At 74.2% G+C, this 18,700-nt stretch carries 17 protein-coding genes; 11 read left to right on the top strand and 6 right to left on the bottom strand.

What is annotated here, in order from left to right; translation table 11 throughout:
* Nucleotides 1–117 precede the first annotated feature (117 nt).
* The 4 genes from ACFVHV_RS32715 to ACFVHV_RS32700 form a co-directional block, all read right to left on the bottom strand.
* A complete protein-coding gene (locus tag ACFVHV_RS32715) occupies nt 118–1,173 on the bottom strand; it encodes an SDR family oxidoreductase (protein WP_380355987.1) in 1,056 nt (351 codons plus the stop codon).
* Between the two features lie 97 nt (nt 1,174–1,270).
* Nucleotides 1,271–1,846 (bottom strand): TetR family transcriptional regulator, encoded by a 576-nt coding sequence (locus ACFVHV_RS32710; protein ID WP_359911042.1) that lies wholly within the window; start codon nt 1,844–1,846, stop codon nt 1,271–1,273.
* Between the two features lie 120 nt (nt 1,847–1,966).
* The gene (locus tag ACFVHV_RS32705) at nt 1,967–2,596 is read right to left on the bottom strand and encodes a histidine phosphatase family protein (protein ID WP_380355985.1); all 630 of its coding nucleotides are present in this window, start codon (nt 2,594–2,596) and stop codon (nt 1,967–1,969) included.
* Between the two features lie 140 nt (nt 2,597–2,736).
* The gene (locus ACFVHV_RS32700) at nt 2,737–3,693 is read right to left on the bottom strand and encodes an aldo/keto reductase (protein WP_380355982.1); all 957 of its coding nucleotides are present in this window, start codon (nt 3,691–3,693) and stop codon (nt 2,737–2,739) included.
* Nucleotides 3,694–3,910: 217 nt separating this feature from the next.
* Between ACFVHV_RS32700 and ACFVHV_RS32695 the strand changes: the two genes are divergently transcribed.
* The 4 genes from ACFVHV_RS32695 (at nt 3,911) to ACFVHV_RS32680 (ending at nt 7,415) form a co-directional block, all read left to right on the top strand.
* Nucleotides 3,911–4,870, top strand: coding sequence for a glycerophosphodiester phosphodiesterase family protein (locus tag ACFVHV_RS32695; protein ID WP_359911033.1), 960 nt, complete (start codon nt 3,911–3,913; stop codon nt 4,868–4,870).
* A 10-nt stretch (nt 4,871–4,880) separates the two neighbouring features.
* Nucleotides 4,881–5,288, top strand: a complete 408-nt coding sequence (locus ACFVHV_RS32690) for a hypothetical protein (protein WP_380355978.1) — start codon at nt 4,881–4,883, stop codon at nt 5,286–5,288.
* A gap of 70 nt (nt 5,289–5,358) precedes the next feature.
* On the top strand, nt 5,359–6,327 hold the full coding sequence (locus ACFVHV_RS32685; RefSeq protein WP_380355976.1) for a D-2-hydroxyacid dehydrogenase family protein: 969 nt from the start codon (nt 5,359–5,361) through the stop codon (nt 6,325–6,327).
* 41 nt (nt 6,328–6,368) lie between these two features.
* Nucleotides 6,369–7,415, top strand: a complete 1,047-nt coding sequence (locus ACFVHV_RS32680; RefSeq protein ID WP_380355974.1) for a hypothetical protein — start codon at nt 6,369–6,371, stop codon at nt 7,413–7,415.
* A gap of 4 nt (nt 7,416–7,419) precedes the next feature.
* Here ACFVHV_RS32680 and ACFVHV_RS32675 read toward each other — a convergent pair whose 3' ends face one another.
* Nucleotides 7,420–9,015, bottom strand: coding sequence for a M4 family metallopeptidase (locus ACFVHV_RS32675; RefSeq protein ID WP_380355972.1), 1,596 nt, complete (start codon nt 9,013–9,015; stop codon nt 7,420–7,422).
* A gap of 159 nt (nt 9,016–9,174) precedes the next feature.
* Here ACFVHV_RS32675 and ACFVHV_RS32670 point away from each other — a divergent pair, with 159 nt between their 5' ends.
* Entirely contained in the window at nt 9,175–9,576 is a 402-nt protein-coding gene (locus ACFVHV_RS32670; RefSeq protein ID WP_359911020.1) for a GNAT family N-acetyltransferase, read from the top strand.
* Between the two features lie 24 nt (nt 9,577–9,600).
* Nucleotides 9,601–10,929 (top strand): hypothetical protein, encoded by a 1,329-nt coding sequence (locus tag ACFVHV_RS32665; protein ID WP_359911018.1) that lies wholly within the window; start codon nt 9,601–9,603, stop codon nt 10,927–10,929.
* Nucleotides 10,930–10,941: 12 nt separating this feature from the next.
* On the opposite strand, the gene ACFVHV_RS32660 is transcribed toward ACFVHV_RS32665, so the two are convergent.
* Nucleotides 10,942–13,116 (bottom strand): amino acid adenylation domain-containing protein, encoded by a 2,175-nt coding sequence (locus tag ACFVHV_RS32660; RefSeq protein WP_380355970.1) that lies wholly within the window; start codon nt 13,114–13,116, stop codon nt 10,942–10,944.
* A 205-nt stretch (nt 13,117–13,321) separates the two neighbouring features.
* Between ACFVHV_RS32660 and ACFVHV_RS32655 the strand changes: the two genes are divergently transcribed.
* The 5 genes from ACFVHV_RS32655 to ACFVHV_RS32635 all read left to right on the top strand — a co-directional run bounded on the left by ACFVHV_RS32655 (nt 13,322) and on the right by ACFVHV_RS32635 (nt 18,557).
* A complete protein-coding gene (locus tag ACFVHV_RS32655) occupies nt 13,322–14,146 on the top strand; it encodes an ABC transporter ATP-binding protein (protein ID WP_380355967.1) in 825 nt (274 codons plus the stop codon).
* 129 nt (nt 14,147–14,275) lie between these two features.
* The gene (gene efeO, locus ACFVHV_RS32650; RefSeq protein WP_380355964.1) at nt 14,276–15,424 is read left to right on the top strand and encodes an iron uptake system protein EfeO; all 1,149 of its coding nucleotides are present in this window, start codon (nt 14,276–14,278) and stop codon (nt 15,422–15,424) included.
* 112 nt (nt 15,425–15,536) lie between these two features.
* On the top strand, nt 15,537–16,838 hold the full coding sequence (gene efeB / locus ACFVHV_RS32645) for an iron uptake transporter deferrochelatase/peroxidase subunit (RefSeq protein WP_380355961.1): 1,302 nt from the start codon (nt 15,537–15,539) through the stop codon (nt 16,836–16,838).
* Between the two features lie 47 nt (nt 16,839–16,885).
* Nucleotides 16,886–17,731: an iron uptake transporter permease EfeU gene (gene efeU, locus ACFVHV_RS32640; RefSeq protein WP_359911003.1), complete on the top strand. Its 846-nt coding sequence runs from the start codon at nt 16,886–16,888 to the stop codon at nt 17,729–17,731.
* 217 nt (nt 17,732–17,948) lie between these two features.
* Nucleotides 17,949–18,557: a DUF4232 domain-containing protein gene (locus ACFVHV_RS32635; protein ID WP_359911001.1), complete on the top strand. Its 609-nt coding sequence runs from the start codon at nt 17,949–17,951 to the stop codon at nt 18,555–18,557.
* The last annotated feature ends 143 nt before the right edge of the window (nt 18,558–18,700 follow it).

The raw sequence follows: 18,700 nt of genomic DNA, 5'->3' as shown, positions 1-18,700 counted from the left end.
GGGTCGCGCCGGGTGCATGTCCCCGGGCCCGCTCCGGGCGTGCTTGTCCGGGGTTTGGTTTGTGGGGGTGGGTTTCGCCGGCGGTCATGGCCCCCCCCCCCCCCCCCCACGCCGGTGTCACGGTGCGCCGAATCCCTCCTCGACCAGGCGGGTGGCCCAGCGGGTCAGGGCCGGGGCGAGGGGCGGGTGGGTGAGGCCGGCGTCGGCGGCGAGGCGATCGGCGGAGCCGGTGTCGTAGCGGTCCTCGGAGAGGAAGGTGAGGGTCTCCGGGTCGGCGCCGGTGAGGGCGCGGGGGAGGCGGCGGACCAGGGGGACGGGGATCAGGGCGCGGGGCGGGCGGACGCCGAGGTGGCGGGCGAGGAGGGCGATCAGCTCGGGGAGGCAGGGGGTGGTGGGGTCGAGGACGGTGTGGGCCGCGAGCGGGTCGCGGTCGTGCTCGGGCACGGCGGCGAGGAAGCGGGCCAGGTGGTCGACGGTGACGACGGGGAGGAAGGTGCGCCGGGTGCCGGGCAGCAGGGGGAGGCGCCCGCGGTGGAGCTGGCGGACGAGCTGGGCCGGGCCCAGGTACTGGCCGGCCTCGCCGGTCCGGGAGTGGCCGATGACGCTGCTGGGGTTGACGGTGGTGAGCGGGACGCCGAGGCGGGGTGCGGTGACCCGGACGGCGGCGTCGCCGAGGTGCTTGGAGGCCTCGTAGGCGCCGAGGCGGCTGTAGAGGGTGGCGGTGGCGGAGGGGTCGAGGGGGTACCGCGGCCGCGGGTCGCGGCCGACGCGGTAGCCGGAGAGGTGGACCAGGCGGCGCAGCCCGGGCCGGGTGGCGGACCAGTGCAGGGCGTGCAGCGCGCCGTGGACGTTGGCGGGTTCGGCCTGGGCGCGGGTGAGGCCGAAGGCGTAGCGGGCGGCGAGGTTGTGGACGTCGCGGACCTCGCCGAGCCGGGCGTCGTCCGCGGGGGAGAGCCCGAGGCCTGGGCGGGTGAGGTCGGCGGTGACGGTGGTCGGCGCGGTGCCGTCCGCGCCGTGGTCGTGCAGCCACCGGCGCAGGGTGTCCGCGCCGGCGGTGTCGCGGACGGCGGCGGCCACCGGCTCGCCGCGGCCGAGGAGTTCGAGGACGAGCCAGCGGCCGAGGAAGCCGGTGGCGCCGAGGACGAGGGTCCGGGGCGGTGGGGCGGGGGTCACGGTGAACTCCAGGGATCCAGAATCAGTAGACCGGTCTGCATATTTTTTGGGCACGGGCGGGCGGCGGCGCGGGAACGGCCCGCCGCCCGCGGTCCGTCTACCGGCTGCCGAGCAGGTGCCGGACGGCGTGCCGGGCGTGGTCCAGTGGCTCGCGGCTGCGCCGGACGGAGGCGAGGAGGACGGCCCCCTCCAGCAGGGCGAGCGCCTGCCCGGCGGCGGCCCCGGCCTGCGCCGGGCCGAAGCCTTCGCGCTCCAGGCGGTCGGCCAGGACCTGCTGCCAGCCCGCGTACAGCCCGGCGCAGACCGTCCGCAGGGTCTCGTTGGTGCCGGCCACCTCCAGGGCGACGGTGGCGATCGGGCAGCCGCTGGTGTAGTCCGAGCGCTCCAGGCGCTCGGCGAAGGCCTCGATCAGCTGCTCGGCGAGGGTGGCGGTGTCGGCTCCCTCGCCGGCCAGGGCCGTGAGCAGCGCCTCGACCTCCTGGCCGGCCTGGGTGAGCGCGGCGGCCACCAACTGGTCCTTGCCGCCGGGGAAGTGGAAGTAGAGCGAGCCGCGCGGGGCGCCGGTGGCGGCCACGATCCGGTTGAGTCCGGTCCCGAAGTAGCCCTGCGCCTCGATCAGTTCCCTGGTGCCGGCGATCAGCCGGGCCCGGGTCTCCTCGCCCTTGACTCCCATGCGGCGATAGTAGACCGGTCTGCATATTTTTGTCGACGGGCCGTCGGGGCCGCTCCGGCGGTCCTCCGACGGTCGTCCGGCGATCCCTCGGGGCCCCTCGGGGAGGCGCTCGGGCCCTTGTCAGAACCGGAGTTGGGGAGGGTGGCCGGTCCAGTGCAGCTCCTGCGGCAGATGGCCCTGGTCGTTCAGCAGCAGCGCGGCGGGCGGCCGGCCGGGGGTGTAGCGCAGGACGGTCAGCGCCGCGTTGGCTGCGTTGACACCGAGCCAGCGCCAGGCCGGGGCGTCCAGGGCGTGCCGGACCAGCCAGCCGACCAGGAAGGCGTGGGTGACGACCAGCTCGTGCCGCTCCTCCCGGCCCGGCACCGGCCCGGTGAACCGCTCGACGGCCCGCCGCGCCAGCGCGGCGCCCTGCTCCCGCTCCTGCGCCGTGGTGGACGAGAGGTAGTTCAGCAGGAACTCGGCGCTGTCCTCGGGGAGTTCGTCCCGCTCGGGCACGTGCGGCACGAAGTCCCCGGCCTCCTCGCACTGCTGCGGCCGCACGCCGGTCAGCTGCTCCGCGACCAGCCGCGCGGTCTCGGCGGCCCGGGGCAGCGGGCCGTGGTGCAGCGCCGAGACCGGACGGCCGGCCAGCCGCCGGCCCAGCAGGGCGGCCTGTCGGCGTCCGGCGGCGGTGAGCCCGCTGCCGTCGCCTTCGGACGCGGCCTCGCCGTGGCGGGCCAGGTAGAGGTAGCGGGTGGCGCGGTCGGTCATGCTCGGGGGCTCCTCACGGTGGACGAAGATCGATTCGCCCCGGAGTGACGCGACGTGGGCCGTGCCCGGTTCCGGCTCGGGCGGTGCCGGTTCCGACTTGGGCGGCGCCCGTTCCGGCTCAGCCGGTGCCCGGTTCTGGCTCAGCCCGCGTGGGCCTCGTCCAGCAGCGCCAGCTCCTCGGCCGACAGCCGCAGCGCCCCGGCGGCGATGTTGTCCTCCAGGTGCGCCACGTCGCCGGTGCCCGGGATGGCCAGCACGTGCGGGCCGCGGTGCAGGGTCCAGGCCAGCCGCACCTGTGCGGTGCTCACCCCGCGCGCCTCGGCCACCGCCCGGACCTGGCCGGGCTCGGCCTCGCCGGCACCGCCCTCCCGCCCGGCCCCGGCGATCGCGTAGAAGGGGACGAAGGCGATGCCCTGCTCCCCGCAGATCCGCAGCACCTCGTCCTGCGCCGGCGTGGCTCCGATGCCGTACGGGTTCTGCACGCAGACCACCGGCGCGATGGTCTGCGCCTCGGCGAGCTGGTGCGGGTGGACGTTGGACAGGCCCAGTCGGCGGATCAGCCCGGCCCGGCACAACTCGGCCAGCGCGCCGAAGCGTTCGGCGACCGAGTCGGTGCCGAGGACGCGCAGGTTCACCAGGTCGAGGTGGTCGCGGCCGAGCTGACGCAGGTTCTGCTCCACCTGGGCGCGCAGCCGCTCGGGGGTGCGGGCGTGCTCGATCCACTCGCCGTCGAGGCCGCGGCCGGGCCCGACCTTGGTGGCGATCACCAGGTCGTCGGCGTACGGCGCGAGCGCCCGGTTGATCAGCTCGTTGGCGGAGCGCAGCGGGGAGAAGTAGAAGGCGGCGGTGTCGATGTGGTTGACGCCCAGCTCGACCGCGCGGCGCAGCACCCGCAGCGCCTGCTCGCGGTCGCGGGGGACGGCGTGCGGGACGAGTGCCGGGCCGGTCTGGGGCAGGCGCATGGTGCCGAAGCCGATCCGGTGGACGGTGCGGTCGCCGAGCTTCCAGGTGCCGGAGGCGGCGGCCGTGACGGGGGTGGTGGCCGTGACGGGGGCGGCGGGGGTGACGGGGGTGTTCGCAACTGCGCTCGAAGTCATGCCCATGATGATCACTGCTGCACCGGCCTGAGCGCCAACGATTCGACCATGTGTGAATCCACGGGGGTGAGCTCGCCCACCGGGCCGGGCGGTCGGCGCTGCACGCGCGGACGGCGTCGGCGGAGGAGTGAGCGGGTGTTGCTCCGTGCGCCGGCGTGTCGCCCCGGATGCCGGTGTCATCGGGCCGCAGGCGCCGGACGGCCGTAATGTGCGGGACATGACACCCAATCGAGGTCCCCGGCAAGGCCCCCGGCATCCCCGGCGCCCCCGGCGGCGCCGCCGTCGGACCGTTCTCGTCGCCGCGCTGCTCGGGGCCGCCGTCGGCGCCGTCGCGCTCGCCGGGGCACCGGTGCGGTCGGCCGCCGCACCCGCCGCCGCCCCGGCCTCCGCCGCACCCGCCGCCGACACCCGGCTCCGCCCGGCCGGCGCACCGCCGACCGTGTACGCGCACCGCGGCGCCTCCTCCGCCGCGCCGGAGAACACCCTGGTGTCGGACGAGGTGGCCCGCCGGGCCGGCGCCGAGTGGGTCGAGAACGACGTCCAGCCCAGCAGGGACGGCGTCCCGTACGTGCTGCACGACGACACCGTGGACCGCACCACCGACGGCACCGGCCGGATCCGCGAGCTGACCGCCGCCCAACTGGACGCGCTGGACGCCGGCTCCTGGTTCGCCCCGGCCTACGCGGGCACCCGCCTGCCGACCCTGGTCGCCCAGTTGGAGGACCTGCGCACCCGCGGTGGCCGGCTGCTGCTGGAGATCAAGGGGCCGCACAGCCGCGACGAGGTCGCCCGGATCGTCCGGGAGGTGCGCGACCACGGCATGGCCGACCGGGTCATGGTCCAGAGCTTCGAGGTCGACGCCCTGCGCCACACCCGCGAACTGGCCCCCGAGCTGCCGCTCGCACTGCTCCGCTCCACGCTGGACGCCGACCCGGTCGCCACCGCCCGGGACCTCGGCCTGGCCGCCTACCACCCCTCGGACGAGGCGCTCTCCGCCCGCCCCGGCGCGGTCGGGGAACTGCATGCCGCCGGGGTGGCGGTCAACGTCTGGACGGTCGACCTGCCCGCCCGCTGGAGGGCCCTCACGACGGCGGGCGTGGACGGGATCATCACCAACCGCCCGGCGGAGCTGGCCGGTTGGGCCGCGGCCTGGTCGGCGTCGGGCGCCGCCGGTTAGGCTGCCCGGCGTGGAGCAGGAGAACGGGGCGGGCGCTCGGCCGACGGACGACCGGGCCGCCGAGGAGTGGGCCGCCGAGGAGTGGGTCCGCAGGCACTTCGGCCTGGTCCCGGAGCCGCAGGGCTCGCTGACCGCCTTCGACGGTCGCCTCGTCGTCGACCTGGACACCCGGCTCGTCACCGTGGACGGCCGCGAGGTGCGGCTCGACCGTGCCGACGTCAAGCTGCTGCGCGGCCTGATCGAGCTGGGCGAGGGCGTGCACCAGGCGTACTCGATCATGTGGAAGGTCTACAACGCACCGTTCCACCCCCACGAGCTGACGTTCCCGATGACGCGGCTGAGGTGGAAACTCGGCGAGCCCTCCTGGATCGTGCGGACCGAGGAGGGCTACGGCCTGCGGCCCCCCGAGCTGCCGTAGCCGGACGGGGACCGTCATCGAAGCCCGACCCGCCGCGCCGGGTGGCGGAGGCCTCTGCGAGAGTGCGGGCATGACGCCTCCGATCCTCAGCTGCGCCGTCCTGGACGACTACCAGGGCGTCGCCACCAGCAGCGCCGACTGGTCCCCGGTGGCGGGCCGGGTCTCGGTGACGGCCTTCCGCGAGCACTTCGGCTCGGAGGACGAGCTGGCCGCCGCGCTCGCCGGGTTCGACATCGTGGTCACCCTGCGCGAGCGGGTGCCCTTCCCGGCCTCGCTGTTCGCCCGGCTGCCGCGGCTCCGGCTGCTGGTCGCCTCCGGGATGCGCAACGCGGCGATCGACCTCGCGGCCGCGCAGGCGCACGGGGTGACGGTCTGCGGCACCGCCAGCTCGGGCACCCCGCCGGTCGAGCTGACGTGGGCGCTGCTGCTCGGACTGGCCCGCGGCATCGTCCAGGAGAACACCGCGCTGCGCGAGGGCGGCCCCTGGCAGAGCACCGTCGGCGCCGACCTGCACGGCCGCACGCTCGGGCTGCTCGGCCTCGGCCGGATCGGCGGCCGGGTGGCCCGGGTCGGCCTGGCCTTCGGCATGGACGTGGTGGCCTGGAGCCGGAGCCTGACCGACGAGCGGGCCGCCGGGGCGGGCGTGCGGCGCGCGGCCGACAAGGAGGAGCTGCTCCGCGAGAGCGACTTCGTCTCGATCCACCTCGCCCTCAACCCGGGCACCCGGGGGCTGATCGGCGCGGCCGAGCTGGACCTGATGAAGCCCGGGGCGTACCTGGTCAACACCTCCCGGGCGGCGATCGTCGACCAGGACGCGCTGCTCACCGCGCTCACCGGCGGCCGGATCGCGGGCGCGGGCGTCGACGTCTTCGACATCGAACCGCTGCCCGCCGACCACCCGATGCGCACCGCTCCCCGGCTGCTGGCCACCCCGCACCTGGGGTACGTGTCGCAGGACAACTACCGGCGCTACTACGAGGAGGCGGTGGAGGACGTCGCGGCGTTCCTGGCGGGCGAACCGATCCGTCGGCTGGGCTGACGCCTCCTGCGCCAGGGGGCCCTCCGCCGCATACTGACGGCATGACGGGTGGAGACGGCGGCCGGGCCGCGGGCCGGCGCGGGGTGCTGCGGGCGGGCGCGGCGGCGCTGGTGCTGGGTGCGGCGGGGTGTACGGGCGGGAGCAGGCCGCGGGCCGCGAGCACCGGCCCGGCTGCCACGACGCCTGCCGCCACGACACCCGTAGCTACGACGCCCGCCGCCACGAGTAGCGCCGGAACGCCCGCGCGGACACCGACCCCGCTGCCCCGGCCGCCCCTCTGGCAGCCCGGCCCCGGCGAGATCCAGCCCGACGTCAAGCGCCGCGCCGTCGAGCTGGTCGCCGCGCTCGGCGCCTGGCCGCCCGGCGGGCAGGGCACGGAGGCGGCCCGTGCCCGGGTGGCGGCGCTCGGCCTGCCGCCCGCGCTGGCCGACGCCGCGGGTCCGCTCGCCCCGGCGGCGGCCGAGGCGAGCCTGGAGGTGATCGTCGCCCAGTACGGCGGCATCCTCGACGACTCGGCGAGCGTGCTCGTGGTCTGCCGTCAGTGGACGCGCGGTCCGGACGGTTCGGTGGCCGAGGGCGGCACCACGGTGGACGTCCGGCTGAGCCGGGCCGAGCCGCGCTGGACGGTCACCGAGCTGCACCCGGGAGCGGCGGGCCCGGCGGCCGCCGCACCGCCGCCCGCGGTGGCCCGGGTGCTGGCCGAGCCCCGGATCGAGCTGCCGCCCGAGGCCGCCGCCGACCTGCGCAGCGGCACCGTGCACGACAGCGTGCTGGAGGCGATGCTGCGGCTGGCCGGCCCGTACACGCTCTCGGTGAGCGTGGTGCGGACCGGCCACCCGCTGGACGTCTTCGGGACGACCCGGCCCAGCGACCATCCGCTGGGCCGGGCCTTCGACGTCTGGCGGATCGACGGGCTGGCCGTGGTCGACCCGGGTACGTCCCGGCAGCTGGTCGAGTCCTTCATGCGGGACGCGGCCGCCGCCGGTTCGTACAACGTGGGCGGGCCGGTGGCGATCCCGGGCGCCGGCAACCGGTTCTTCACCGACGACACCCACCACGACCACTGCCACGTGGGGTTCAACCACTAGGCATTCAGCTGACGTTGACCCCGCTCCAGGCCGCCGCGACCGCGTTGTACTCGGTGCTGGAGGCGCCGTACAGGTCGCGGGCCGCGTTCAGGGAGGCGGCGCGGGCGCCCTTGTAGTTGGTGGTGGAGGTCATGTAGACGGTCAGCGCGCGGTACCAGATCTTGGCGATCTTGTCGTGGCCGATGCCGGTCACCGTGGAGCCGTTGCAGGTCGGGCTGTTGTAGGTGACGCCGTTGATGGTCTTGCTGCCGCTGCCCTCGCTGGCCAGGTAGAACCAGTGGTTGCCGACGCCCGAGGAGTAGTGCACGTCGAGCCTGCCGACGCTGCTGCTCCAGCAGTCGGCCGAGGAGCCGTCCAGCGAGGGCTTGTCGAAGCGGCGCAGCCACGGCGGGGTGGACTGGTCGCTGAACAGGTAGTCGCCGGTGTCGACGCTGTTGTTGGCGTACCACTCGACCATGGTGCCGAAGATGTCGCTGGTGGACTCGTTGAGGCCGCCGGACTCGCCGCTGTAGCGCAGGTTGGCGGTGGCGCTGGTGACGCCGTGGGTCATCTCGTGGCCCATGGTGTCGAGGTCGACCTGCTCCGGGTCGCTGCTGCCGTTGCCGTCGCCGGTCATCATGCAGAAGCAGCTGTCGGACCACTGGGCGTTGTCCCAGTTGGTGCCGACGTGGACGAAGACGGTGGCGCCCTTGCCGTCGTTCTTGATGCCGCTGCGGCCGTGGACGTTCTTGTAGTAGTCGTACGTCCAGGCGGTGTTGGCGTGGGCGTCGACGGCGGCGGTGGAGCGGTCGGTGGAGAACTTCTTCCCGTCGCCCCAGACGTTGGTGGTGCTGGTGAACGCGGTGCCGGAGGTCGCCTTGATCGAACTCGCGGAGAGGTTGTTGGCGTCCTTGGTGACGTGGCCGCGGACCGGGTCGGTCAGGGTGTAGCCGCCGCCGGACTTGGCGGTGGTGTCGATGCTGATCCTGCCGGTGTACTCGGAGTTCCCGGTGCCGGTCGCCTGGTGCTCGGCGTCGTAGGACTCGATCTGCTCGCCGGTGGTGGCGTCGGTGACGACGACCTTGCCGGCCGGCTCGCCGTGCGCGCCGGTGCCCTCGACGGTGGTGCGCCAGGCCAGCCGGGGCGTGCCGTCGGCGGCCCAGACGACCAGCTCGGGGGTGCTGACGGCGTCCTGGACGCCCGGGGCGGCGGCGAGCGCGCCGGCCGCGCCGGACTGCGCGGTCACCTTCGGGACGGTCGACTTGACGGCGGCGTCGTGGGCGGCCGCGCGGGAGGAGTCCTTGAGCCTGCCCTTGGCGTCCTGGTGGACGACCAGGTCGCCGCCGACCACCGGCAGGCCCTGGAAGGTGCGGTCGAAGCGGACGTGCGAGGCGCCGTCGGCGTCCAGCACGACGTCCTTGAGCACGAGGCCCTGGCCGGCGCCGAAGCCGAACACCCCCGGGTTGTGGGTGACGTTGGCGCGGGCCTGGGATATCGCGGCCTCGCGCGGGGCGGTGGCGGCGGAGGCCGTGGCGGCCGGGACGGTGGCGCCGGCGAGGGCGGCGACGACCGCGACGGCTCCGGCCACGCGGGCACGGCGGGAGGAAGGCGTGGGGGTCACTCTGACTCCAGTGGGGGTAGCTGTGCAGGGAAAGGAGCTGCGTCAGAGATTGACCGGGGTCAGTCAGATTCAGCTAGAGGGAAGGTCATAACTTTGCCAAGTCGTGTCCTTGGTCGATAAAAAATGATCAGAACTTAACAAGGGGTCTACAGTGCCGTCGTGACGATCGACTACCTGTGGCGCGGCCCGCTCACCGACCCCGAACTCGACACCCTGCACGCCGAAGGCTTCGGCCACCCCGGGGAACCGGGCGACCGGATCGCCCGCCTGGAGCGGCACAGCCTCGGCTGGGTCACCGCCCGGCGCACCGCCGACGACGCCCTGGTCGGCTTCGTCAACCTCGCCTGGGACGGCGGCGCCCACGCCTTCCTGCTCGACACCGTGGTCGCCCCGGACGCCCGGCGGCAGGGCATCGCCACCCGGCTGGTCGCCGAGGCCGCCGACGGCGCCCGCGCGGCCGGCTGTACCTGGCTGCACGTCGACTACGAGCCCCACCTGCGCCCCTTCTACCTCGACGCCTGCGGCCTGCGCCCCACCGACGCGGGGCTGTTGGCGCTCTGACCACACGCCCTAGGCTTCCGTCCCATGGACGGATGGGTGGGGGCCTGGACCGGTGGCCGGGCGGCGGTCCACGTGGGCGACGTGGCGGACTTCAACGCGCAGTTCCTCGCACCCGGCATGGACGAGGCCCAGCGCCTGCGTCGGCTGCGGCAGGCGCACCACTACGCCTGCCTGGCCGTCTGCTACAGCCCCGAACCGGCCCTGCTGGTCCTGCCCGCCGAGGTCGCTCCCGAGTGGACCGACTGGCTGGCCCGGGAGTTGGCCTGGGGCCCGGTCGAGGTGCACAGCGGTGTGGCGCCGGACCGGACGGTGGCCGAGGCGCTCGCCGCCCGCCCCGCCCTGGCTGCCCGGATCGCCGACTCCGGCCGCCCGGTGGTGAGTTGGGGGCGGAACGCCGCGCACGGCGAGGGGCCCGAGCTGGCCGCCGTGCGCCGCTACGAGTCCAAGGCCGCCGCCCACGAGCTGTTCGCCGCCCTCGCCCCCGGGCACCCGGGGATCGTGGTCCCGGACCAGGAGCGCCCGGCCGGCCGCCGCCGGGCCGCCCGTCGGCTCACCGCCCGCGCCGTCCGCGGGCGGACCACCGTACTGAAGAGCCCGTACGGCGTCGGCGGCTACGGCACCGTGGTGGTGGAGCCCGCCGAGCTGTTCGCGGCGGGCGGCGGCAGGGCGCTGCTGCGGCACCTGGTGCGTACCGAAGTCCTGCCGCCCGAGGGTGAGTTGCTGCTGGAGGAGTACGTCGATCCGGGCCCGGCGGCCCGGCTGCGCGACCTCACCTACGACGCCCTGGTCGGCCAGGACGGCACCGTCCACCCGGTCGGCGCCGGTGCCATGGACGTGGCCGGCACCCGCTACCAGGGCGTCACCGTCGGCCCCGGCGTGCTGCCGAAGGAAGCCGCCGACACCGCCCGCCGGTTCGCCCTGGCGGTGGGGGAGCGGCTGGCCGCCGAGGGCTACCGCGGCTGGTACGACGTCGACTTCGTCACCGACCGGGAGCGCCGGCTCGCCCCCACCGAGATCAACCTGCGGCTCACCGGCCCGGCCGTCGCCTTCGTGCTGGCCGCCCGCCTCGACCGGGTGCGCGGCCCCGGCCACCTGGTGCGCACCCTGGACGGGATGCCGCTCGGCGCCCGGCTCGCCCCGGCCGCGCTGCACGACCACCTGGAACGGCTGCGCCCGCGCTGCGCCCGGCTCGGCGTCACCCTGCTGCCGCTGATCCCGACCGCCTGCCACGACCCGGAGCCCGTCGTCGGCCTCGCCCTCGCCGGGCCGGACGCCGAGGCGCTGGACGCGGCCGAGGCGCTGGTCGAGGCCGCGAACCAGGGGCTGACCGGGATGTTCGAGGCGCTCAGGTGATGTTCGAGGCGCTCAGAGATGCCGGCCCTTCCTTTCGCCCCCTCCGGCCGGAGGCTGCCAGAGCATGAACCGGATCAGCACCAGCGCCGCGAGCATCAGCGGGACGTTGAACGCGAACACCATCACGGTCTCGCGCAGCCAGTCCGTGGCTTTGGTGAGCCGGTACAGGTTGTCCTGCGGCCACCAGTTGACCAGCAGCCAGGTGATCGCCAGGTGGGCCAGCGCCGAGAGCCGGACCGGCCTGCCCTGCCGCAGGACGGCCTCGAAGCCGGCACCGAACCAGACGAGCCCGGCGCCGAACGCCAGGTTCTCGCAGAGATAGAGCAGCCGGAACCAGCCGCTGTACGGGGAGGGGACGCCGGTGAGATCGGTCGAGCCGGGGAAGAGCACATCGGTCATCGCCCACGCGCCCGCGGCGAAGATCAGCACGCAGAAGACCGCGCCGCAGCCGCTCCCGACGTCCGAGTCCCCGGAACCGCCGCCCGCCTTGCCGCCGCTCCGGCCGCCGCCCCCGGTCTTGCCGCCGCTCCGGCCGCCACCGGCCTTGGCGGAGCGCCGGGCGGCGTGTCCCGGCGGGGCCGGCAGCGGCAGGGCCGCGCGGTTCAGCTTGCCGGCCCGGGTGCGCGGCAGCTCGGGAACCGGGACGACGGCGGCGGGCACCGACTGGCCCCTGAGCGCGGTCCTCAGGTACTGGGAGAGCGACCAGCCGTCGGCGCCGTCCGTGCCCGGCTCGGTCACCGCGTAGCCGACCAGCTGCGGCTTCCCCGGCACCGTCTCCACCTCGACGACGGCCGCCTCCCGCACCGCCGGGTGCCCGCGCAGCACGCCCTCCGCGCGGACCGCCGCCCGGACCCGCGCCAGCACGCTTGTCGGCCGTCTCGTGCCGAGCGGTCCGATCACGGTCGCGGCCCGGGCGGTGAACTCCAGCACGCCGTCCGCCCGCAGCACCCCGAGGTCGCCGGTCAGCAGCACCCGGCCGTCCGGGTCGAAGTCCGCCCGGACGAAGCGACGGGCGGTGTCCGTGGGCCGGTTGAGGTAGCCGCGGGTCAGGCCGGCGCCGGCGATCGCGATCTCGCCCGTCATGCCCTGCTTGGCGGGGGTGCGGTTCGGGCCGAGCACGTACACCCGGGTGCCGGGAAAGGGCCGGCCGACCAGCGAGACCCGTTCGGCGCCCTCGGCGGCGGCGGTGCCCCGCGCGTCGAAATAGGTGCTGTCCACGGTGGCCTCGGCCAGCCCGTAGACGTTCAGCACCCGGGTGCCCGCGCCGAGCAGGCGTTGCAGGCCCAACTGCTCGTCCAGGTACCACTTCTCGGCGCCGACGGTGAGCAGCCGTACCCCGGGCAGGCCCGCGCCGGCCCCCGCGCCGCCGGCCTCGGCCAGCAGGGCGGTCAGCCGGCGCGCGGTGCGGACGTTCAGCTCCAGGACGGTGATCCGCTCCGCGGCCACCAGGGCGGGCAGCGCCCCGAGGTCGGCGGCGCGGTCCAGGGTGAGGTTGAACGGGGTGACCACCAGGGTGGCGCCGGTGCAGAGCGCACGCACCCAGTCGGCGGTGAAGACGTCGAACTCCAGGCTCGCCGTCTGCAGGATCCGGTCCTCGGCGGTCAGCTCGTACACCTCGCGCCAGCCCTCGTACGCGGCCAGCAGGTTGCGGTGCTCGACCAGCGCGCCGGCCGGCAGGCCGGTGGAACCGGAGGTGTAGAAGACGCAGGCGAGGTCCCCGGGGCCGGTCTCGGGCGGCGCGAACGGCGCCGTCACGAGTGTCTCCGTCGTGGGTGTCTCCGTCGTGGGTGTCTCCGTGTCGACGCAGACCAGCCGGGCCCCGCCGGCGTCCGCCAGCCGTACCCGGTGGCACTCCTCGGTGACCACCAGGTCCGGTGCGGCGTCCGCGAGCACGTGCCGCAGCAGCGCGTCCGGCGCGGCCGGTTCCAGCGGCACGAACGCCGCGCCCGCCTTCAGCACGGCCAGCAGCGCCACGTACACCTCGGTGCCCCGGCCGAGCGCGACCGCCGCCCGGCCGCCCGGGGCCAGGCCCCGCTCCGCCAGCACCGCGGCCAGCCGCCCGGCCCGCGCGTCCAGCTCCCCGTAGCTCAGCTCCCGCTCGCCGCAGCGCACGGCCACGGCCTCCGGCGCCAGCCGGGCCTGCCGTTCGACCAGCGCGTGCAGGGTGTCGACCCGCTCCCCGGTCATCCTCGTCCCCCTCGTCCCCGCTTCCCCTCGGAGGCACGATCCTCCTCCCAACTCCCTCCGGGCAACAGGGTTCTGGCGCGTCCACCCCTCGGACGTCCGGGCCGGTCCACGGCCGACGGTTGTACTCTGCACGCGGACGGACGGCGCCGGCCCGTCCGGTGCGGCGCCCCGCCCGCACCCTGCCCGGCGCCGCGATCGGAGTCCCATGAATTCATCCGCCCCCGACTTCGACGGGCCGCTGCTGCGCACCCGGGACGTGGACGTCGTGCGCGACGGCCGCCACCTGTTGCGCGGGATCACCCTGGAGATCCGGCCGGGCGAGCACTGGGCGCTGCTCGGTCCGAACGGCGCGGGCAAGTCCACCCTGCTCGCGCTGCTCGGCGCGGTCTCCCACCCCACCCGCGGCGAGGTGGACGTGCTCGGGCGCCGGCTCGGCCGGGTGGACGTCTGCGAGCTGCGCGCCCACCTGGGGCACGTCAACCCGCGCCACCCGCTGCGTTCGCCGCTGACCGTGCGCGAGGTGGTGCTCACCGGGCACACCAACACGATCGAGCCGGAGTTCCACCGCAAGCCGGCCCCGGAGGCGCTGGAGCGGGCCGAGCGGCTGATCGACACGCTCGGGATGCGCGCGATGGCCGACGCCGCGTGGACCACGCTGTCCCAGGGCGAGCGCGGCCGGGCGCTGATCGCCCGCGCGCTGATGCCCAGCCCCCGGCTGCTGCTGCTCGACGAGCCCGCCACCGGGCTCGACCTGACCGCCCGCGAACTGCTGCTGGACAGTCTGGACCTGCTGCGCCACCAGCATCCGGAGCTGGCCAGCGTGCTGGTCACCCACCACCTGGAGGAGCTGCCGGAGAGCACCACCCACGCCCTGCTGCTGCGCGGCGGCGAGTGCGTCGCGGCCGGGCCGGTGGCGGAGGTGATGACGACGGAGCTGATCAGCGAGACCTTCGGGCACCCGATCAGGATCAGCCGCCACGAGGGCCGCTGGACGGCCCGGGCGGCCGCCCGCCGGACACCGGGAAGGTAACGGTTCAGGGGGTGGGTGTAGACGAAAAATCGTCTTTACGTAAGGTATGCCTTAGCTAATGATGGTCGGCTGGCCCCCAGCCGCCCGCACTGCCATGGCACACCCATGCCCTTTTCCGTTGGAGCCCGCATGTCCGCCCGTCGCCGTTCCACCGCAGCCGCGCTGCTCACCCTCGCCGTGGCGACCGCAACCCTGGCCGGCTGCGCGTCCAAGAAGGACGACAAGGCGGCCTCCTCCGGCGCGGTCACGGTGAACGCGACCGACACCGCCTGCGAGGTCTCCAAGACGACCTTCCCGGCCGGCCACGTCGTGCTGGACATCAGCAACAAGGGCTCCAAGACCACCGAGGTCTACGTCTACGGCGACGGCGACAAGATCGTCACCGAGCGCGAGAACATCGGCCCCGGCACCAAGGCCAGCATCAACGCCGAGATCAAGGCCGGCTCGTACGAGATCGCCTGCAAGCCCGGCATGGTCGGCGACGGCATCCGCCAGAAGATCACCGTCACCGGCGAGGGCGGCAGCGCCGCGCCGACCGACCCGCGCCTGGCCGCCGCCGTCACCGCCTACCGCACGTACGCCCAGGAGCAGGCCGACGCCACCATCCCGGCCGTCGAGGCCTTCGCCGCCGCGATCAAGTCCGGCGACCTGGAGAAGGCCAAGTCGCTGTACGCGCCCTCGCGCACCGGCTGGGAGCGCACCGAGCCGGTCGCCGAGAGCTTCGGCGACGTCGACCCGAAGACCGACACCCGCGAGGACAAGCTGGAGCAGGGCCAGGAGTGGACCGGCTGGCACAAGCTGGAGAAGTCGCTCTGGGCCGACGCGAAGATCGGCGACGACGAGAAGAAGCTCGCCGACCAGCTGGTCGCCGACCTCAAGGACTGGCAGAAGAAGATCCCCGAGGCCGAGATCACCGCGACCAGCATGGCCAACGGCGCCAAGGAGCTGCTGGACGAGGTCGCCACCAACAAGATCACCGGTGAGGAGGACCGCTACAGCCACACCGACCTGGCCGACTTCCAGGCCAACGTCGAGGGCGCGCAGAAGGCCTACGAACTGCTGAAGCCGGTCGCCTCCGAGAAGGACGCGGAGCTCGCGAAGACGTTGGACTCCGAGTTCGCCGCCATCAACGCCCTGCTGGCCAAGTACAAGCAGGCCGACGGCACCTTCACCTCCTACGACAAGGTCACCGAGACCGAGCGCAAGGCCTTCTCCGACGCGGTCAACTCGCTGGGCGAGCCGCTGTCGAAGCTGGCCGCCGCCGTGGTCGTCAAGTAACCGGCCACCCCGCCCGAAGTACCCCGCCGACGCCGTGGCGGCCCGCGATCCGGGCCCCACGGCCTCCGTGGGTCAGCGCACAGTCCAGCACAGTAGAAGGGCCCGCCCGCCGATGGACGCGGAGAACGAGCAGCAGAACGGGACGCCGGCCACCGCCGACGCCTCCGGCACCAGGAGCGCGGTCAGCCGACGCGCCGTCATCGGCTGGGCCGGCGCGGGCGTCGCGCTCGGCGCCGCCGCCGTCGGCTCGGTGGCGGCCGCCACCCGGCAGGACGACGCCGTCCCGGTCGCCGTCCCGGTCGGCGCCGAGCTGCCGTTCTACGGCGAGCACCAGGCGGGCATCTCCACCCCGGTCCAGGACCGGCTGCACTTCGCCGCCTTCGACGTCTCCGAGAAGGCCACCCGGGAGTCCCTGGTCAAGCTGCTCAAGGAGTGGACCAAGGCGGCGGCCGCGATGACCGGCGGCCGCGAGGTCGGCACCGGCGCGGTGCCCGGCTCGCCGGAGGCGCCGCCGGACGACACCGGCGAGGCCCTCGGCCTGCCCGCCTCCCGGCTCACCCTGACCATCGGTTTCGGCCCGAGCCTGTTCGAGAAGGACGGCGTGGACCGCTTCGGCCTCCGGGCCAAGCGCCCCGAGGCCCTGATCGACCTGCCGAACTTCAAGGGCGACAAGCTCGACCCGACCCGCAGCGGCGGCGACCTCTGCGTCCAGGCCTGCGCCGACGACCCGCAGGTCGCCGTGCACGCGATCCGCAACCTGGCCCGGATCGGCATGGGCACCGTCAACATCCGCTGGTCGCAGCTGGGCTTCGGCAAGACCTCCTCGACCACCCCGGACGAGCAGACCCCGCGCAACCTGATGGGGTTCAAGGACGGCACCCACAACATCGCGGGCACCGACACCGGGAAGCTGGCCGACCACGTCTGGGCCGCGCCCGGCGACGGCCCGGAGTGGATGACCGGCGGCTCCTACCTGGTCGCCCGGCGGATCCGGATGCACATCGAGACCTGGGACCGCGCCTCGCTCAAGGACCAGGAGGACACCTTCGGCCGCACCAAGGGCGAGGGCGCCCCGTACGGCAAGGGCAAGGAGCACGACGCGCCGGACCTCAAGGCGATGCCCGCGACCTCGCACGTCGCGCTCGCCCACCCGGACGCCAACGACGGCCTGATGATCCTGCGCCGCGGCTTCTCCTTCACCGACGGCACCGACGGCCTCGGCCGCCTGGACGCCGGGCTGTTCTTCCTCGCCTACCAGCGCGACACCCGCAAGGCCTTCGTTCCGCTGCAGACCCGCCTCGCGGCGAGCGACAAGCTCAACGAGTACATCCAGCACGTCGGCTCCGCCCACTTCGCCTGCCCGGCGGGCGTGCGCAAGCCGGGGGAGTGGTGGGGCCAGGCCCTGCTCGGCTGACCCCACCCGCCCCCCGGTACCACCTCTACACCCCCCCAGGAGCCCGCGTGTTCGGCAACTACCTGATCGGCCTGCGCGAAGGCCTCGAAGCCAGCCTGGTCGTCTGCATCCTGATCGCCTACCTGGTCAAGACCGGCCGCAAGGACCGGCTGCCGCCGGTGTGGATCGGCGTCGGCTCGGCCGTGGCGCTCTCCATGGCCTTCGGCGCGCTGCTGCAGTTCGGCTCCTCGCAGCTCACCTTCGAGGCCCAGGAGGCGCTCGGCGGCTCGCTGTCGATCATCTCGGTCGGCCTGGTGACCTGGATGGTGTTCTGGATGCGGCGCACCGCCCGGCACCTGAAGACCGAGCTGCACGGCAAGCTGGACGCGGCGATCGCGATGGGCACCACGGCCCTGGTGGTCACCGCCTTCCTGGCCGTCGGCCGCGAGGGCCTGGAGACCTCGCTGTTCATCTGGACCGCGGTCCAGGCCACCGGCGACGGCTGGAACCCGCTGATCGGCGCCGCGCTCGGCCTGCTCACCTCGGTGCTGCTCGGCTGGCTGTTCTACCGGGGCGCGCTGAAGATCAACCTGGCCAAGTTCTTCACCTGGACCGGCGCGATGCTGGTCGTGGTCGCGGCCGGCGTCCTCGCCTACGGCGTGCACGACCTCCAGGAGGCCGGCTGGCTGCCCGGTCTGCAGAGCACGGCCTTCGACATCTCCAGCACCATCCCCAAGGACAGCTGGTACGGCACCCTGCTGAAGGGCGTCTTCAACTTCCAGCCGGACCCGACGGTGCTCCAGCTGGTGATCTGGCTGCTCTACCTGGTCCCGACCCTGGCCGTGTTCTTCAACGTCCTCGGCGGGAAGAGCGGGAAGCCCGCCCGGCCGGTGGCCGCGAAGCCGGCCGCCTGATCCGCTCCTCCTCCACCCGTACCGCCCCGTCCGGCACCCGCCGGGCGGGGCGGTGTCGTGTGAGCGGCGCCAGTTCGCGCCAGTAGCGGCCGAAACCGGTCAGGAAAAGGAAGAAAACGGTCAGCTCTGACAAACTGCAGCCTCAATGGAACCGTTCTGCCACGGCCTTCGTACTTAGGGTGACAGACCCATGCCATTACTCACCCTTGGGGGGACCATGACCGTTCGCAGGCCTGCCAGGTTAGTCGCCGCCGGTGTCGCCGCCCTCGCGGCGACCGTCCTGCTGACCGCGTGCGACGACGTGAAGTACACCGACGACAAGCCGGGCGACCCGAAGGCGAGCGCCGCCGGGGCCACCGTCCCCGGCGACCCGATGGCCGGCCAGGCGGCCGGTTCGCGGTGCAAGAGCGACGAGATCACGGCCACCGTGCAGCTCAAGGGCGCGGGCTCGGCCATGCTGACGATCAAGAACAAGAGCGACCACAACTGCACCCTGTACGGGTACCCGGGCTTCGGCGGCCTGAAGGCCGACAACAGCGCGGACGCGCTGTCGGCCAACCGCGAGGCCCACCCCGGGCCGGCGGTGCTGGTCACCCTGAAGCCCAACAAGTCCGGCTACGCGGGCCTCAAGTGGAGCGCCTGCGACAAGTCGGACGCGACCTGCCACGTGCTCACCGGCCTCCAGATCACCGCGCCGGACGAGACCACGCCGGTCACCGCCGAGGTGCTCGGCACCGACGGCAAGCCGGCCGGCCAGCTGCTGGTCTCGGCCGCCGGGGTGACCACCGGCACGCTGCAGCCGAACAACGAGAAGGTCCTGTTCTGACCGGTGCTGTCCACCTGATGCCGCTCGGCCGACGACAGTCGCCCGACGACGCACCGGAGCCCCCGGGGCGGTTCGACGAGAACACCCCCGGGGGCTCCGGGCTTACGTACCACCGGACCGCTACATGCTATGTCTCTTATAAA

The sequence above is a fragment of the Kitasatospora sp. NPDC127116 genome (assembly GCF_042677365.1).
Classification (GTDB): Bacteria; Actinomycetota; Actinomycetes; order Streptomycetales; family Streptomycetaceae; genus Kitasatospora; species Kitasatospora lactacystinica.
The sequence above is the reverse complement of the archived record's forward strand: the minus strand, read 5'-3'. Positions and strand labels throughout refer to the sequence as shown.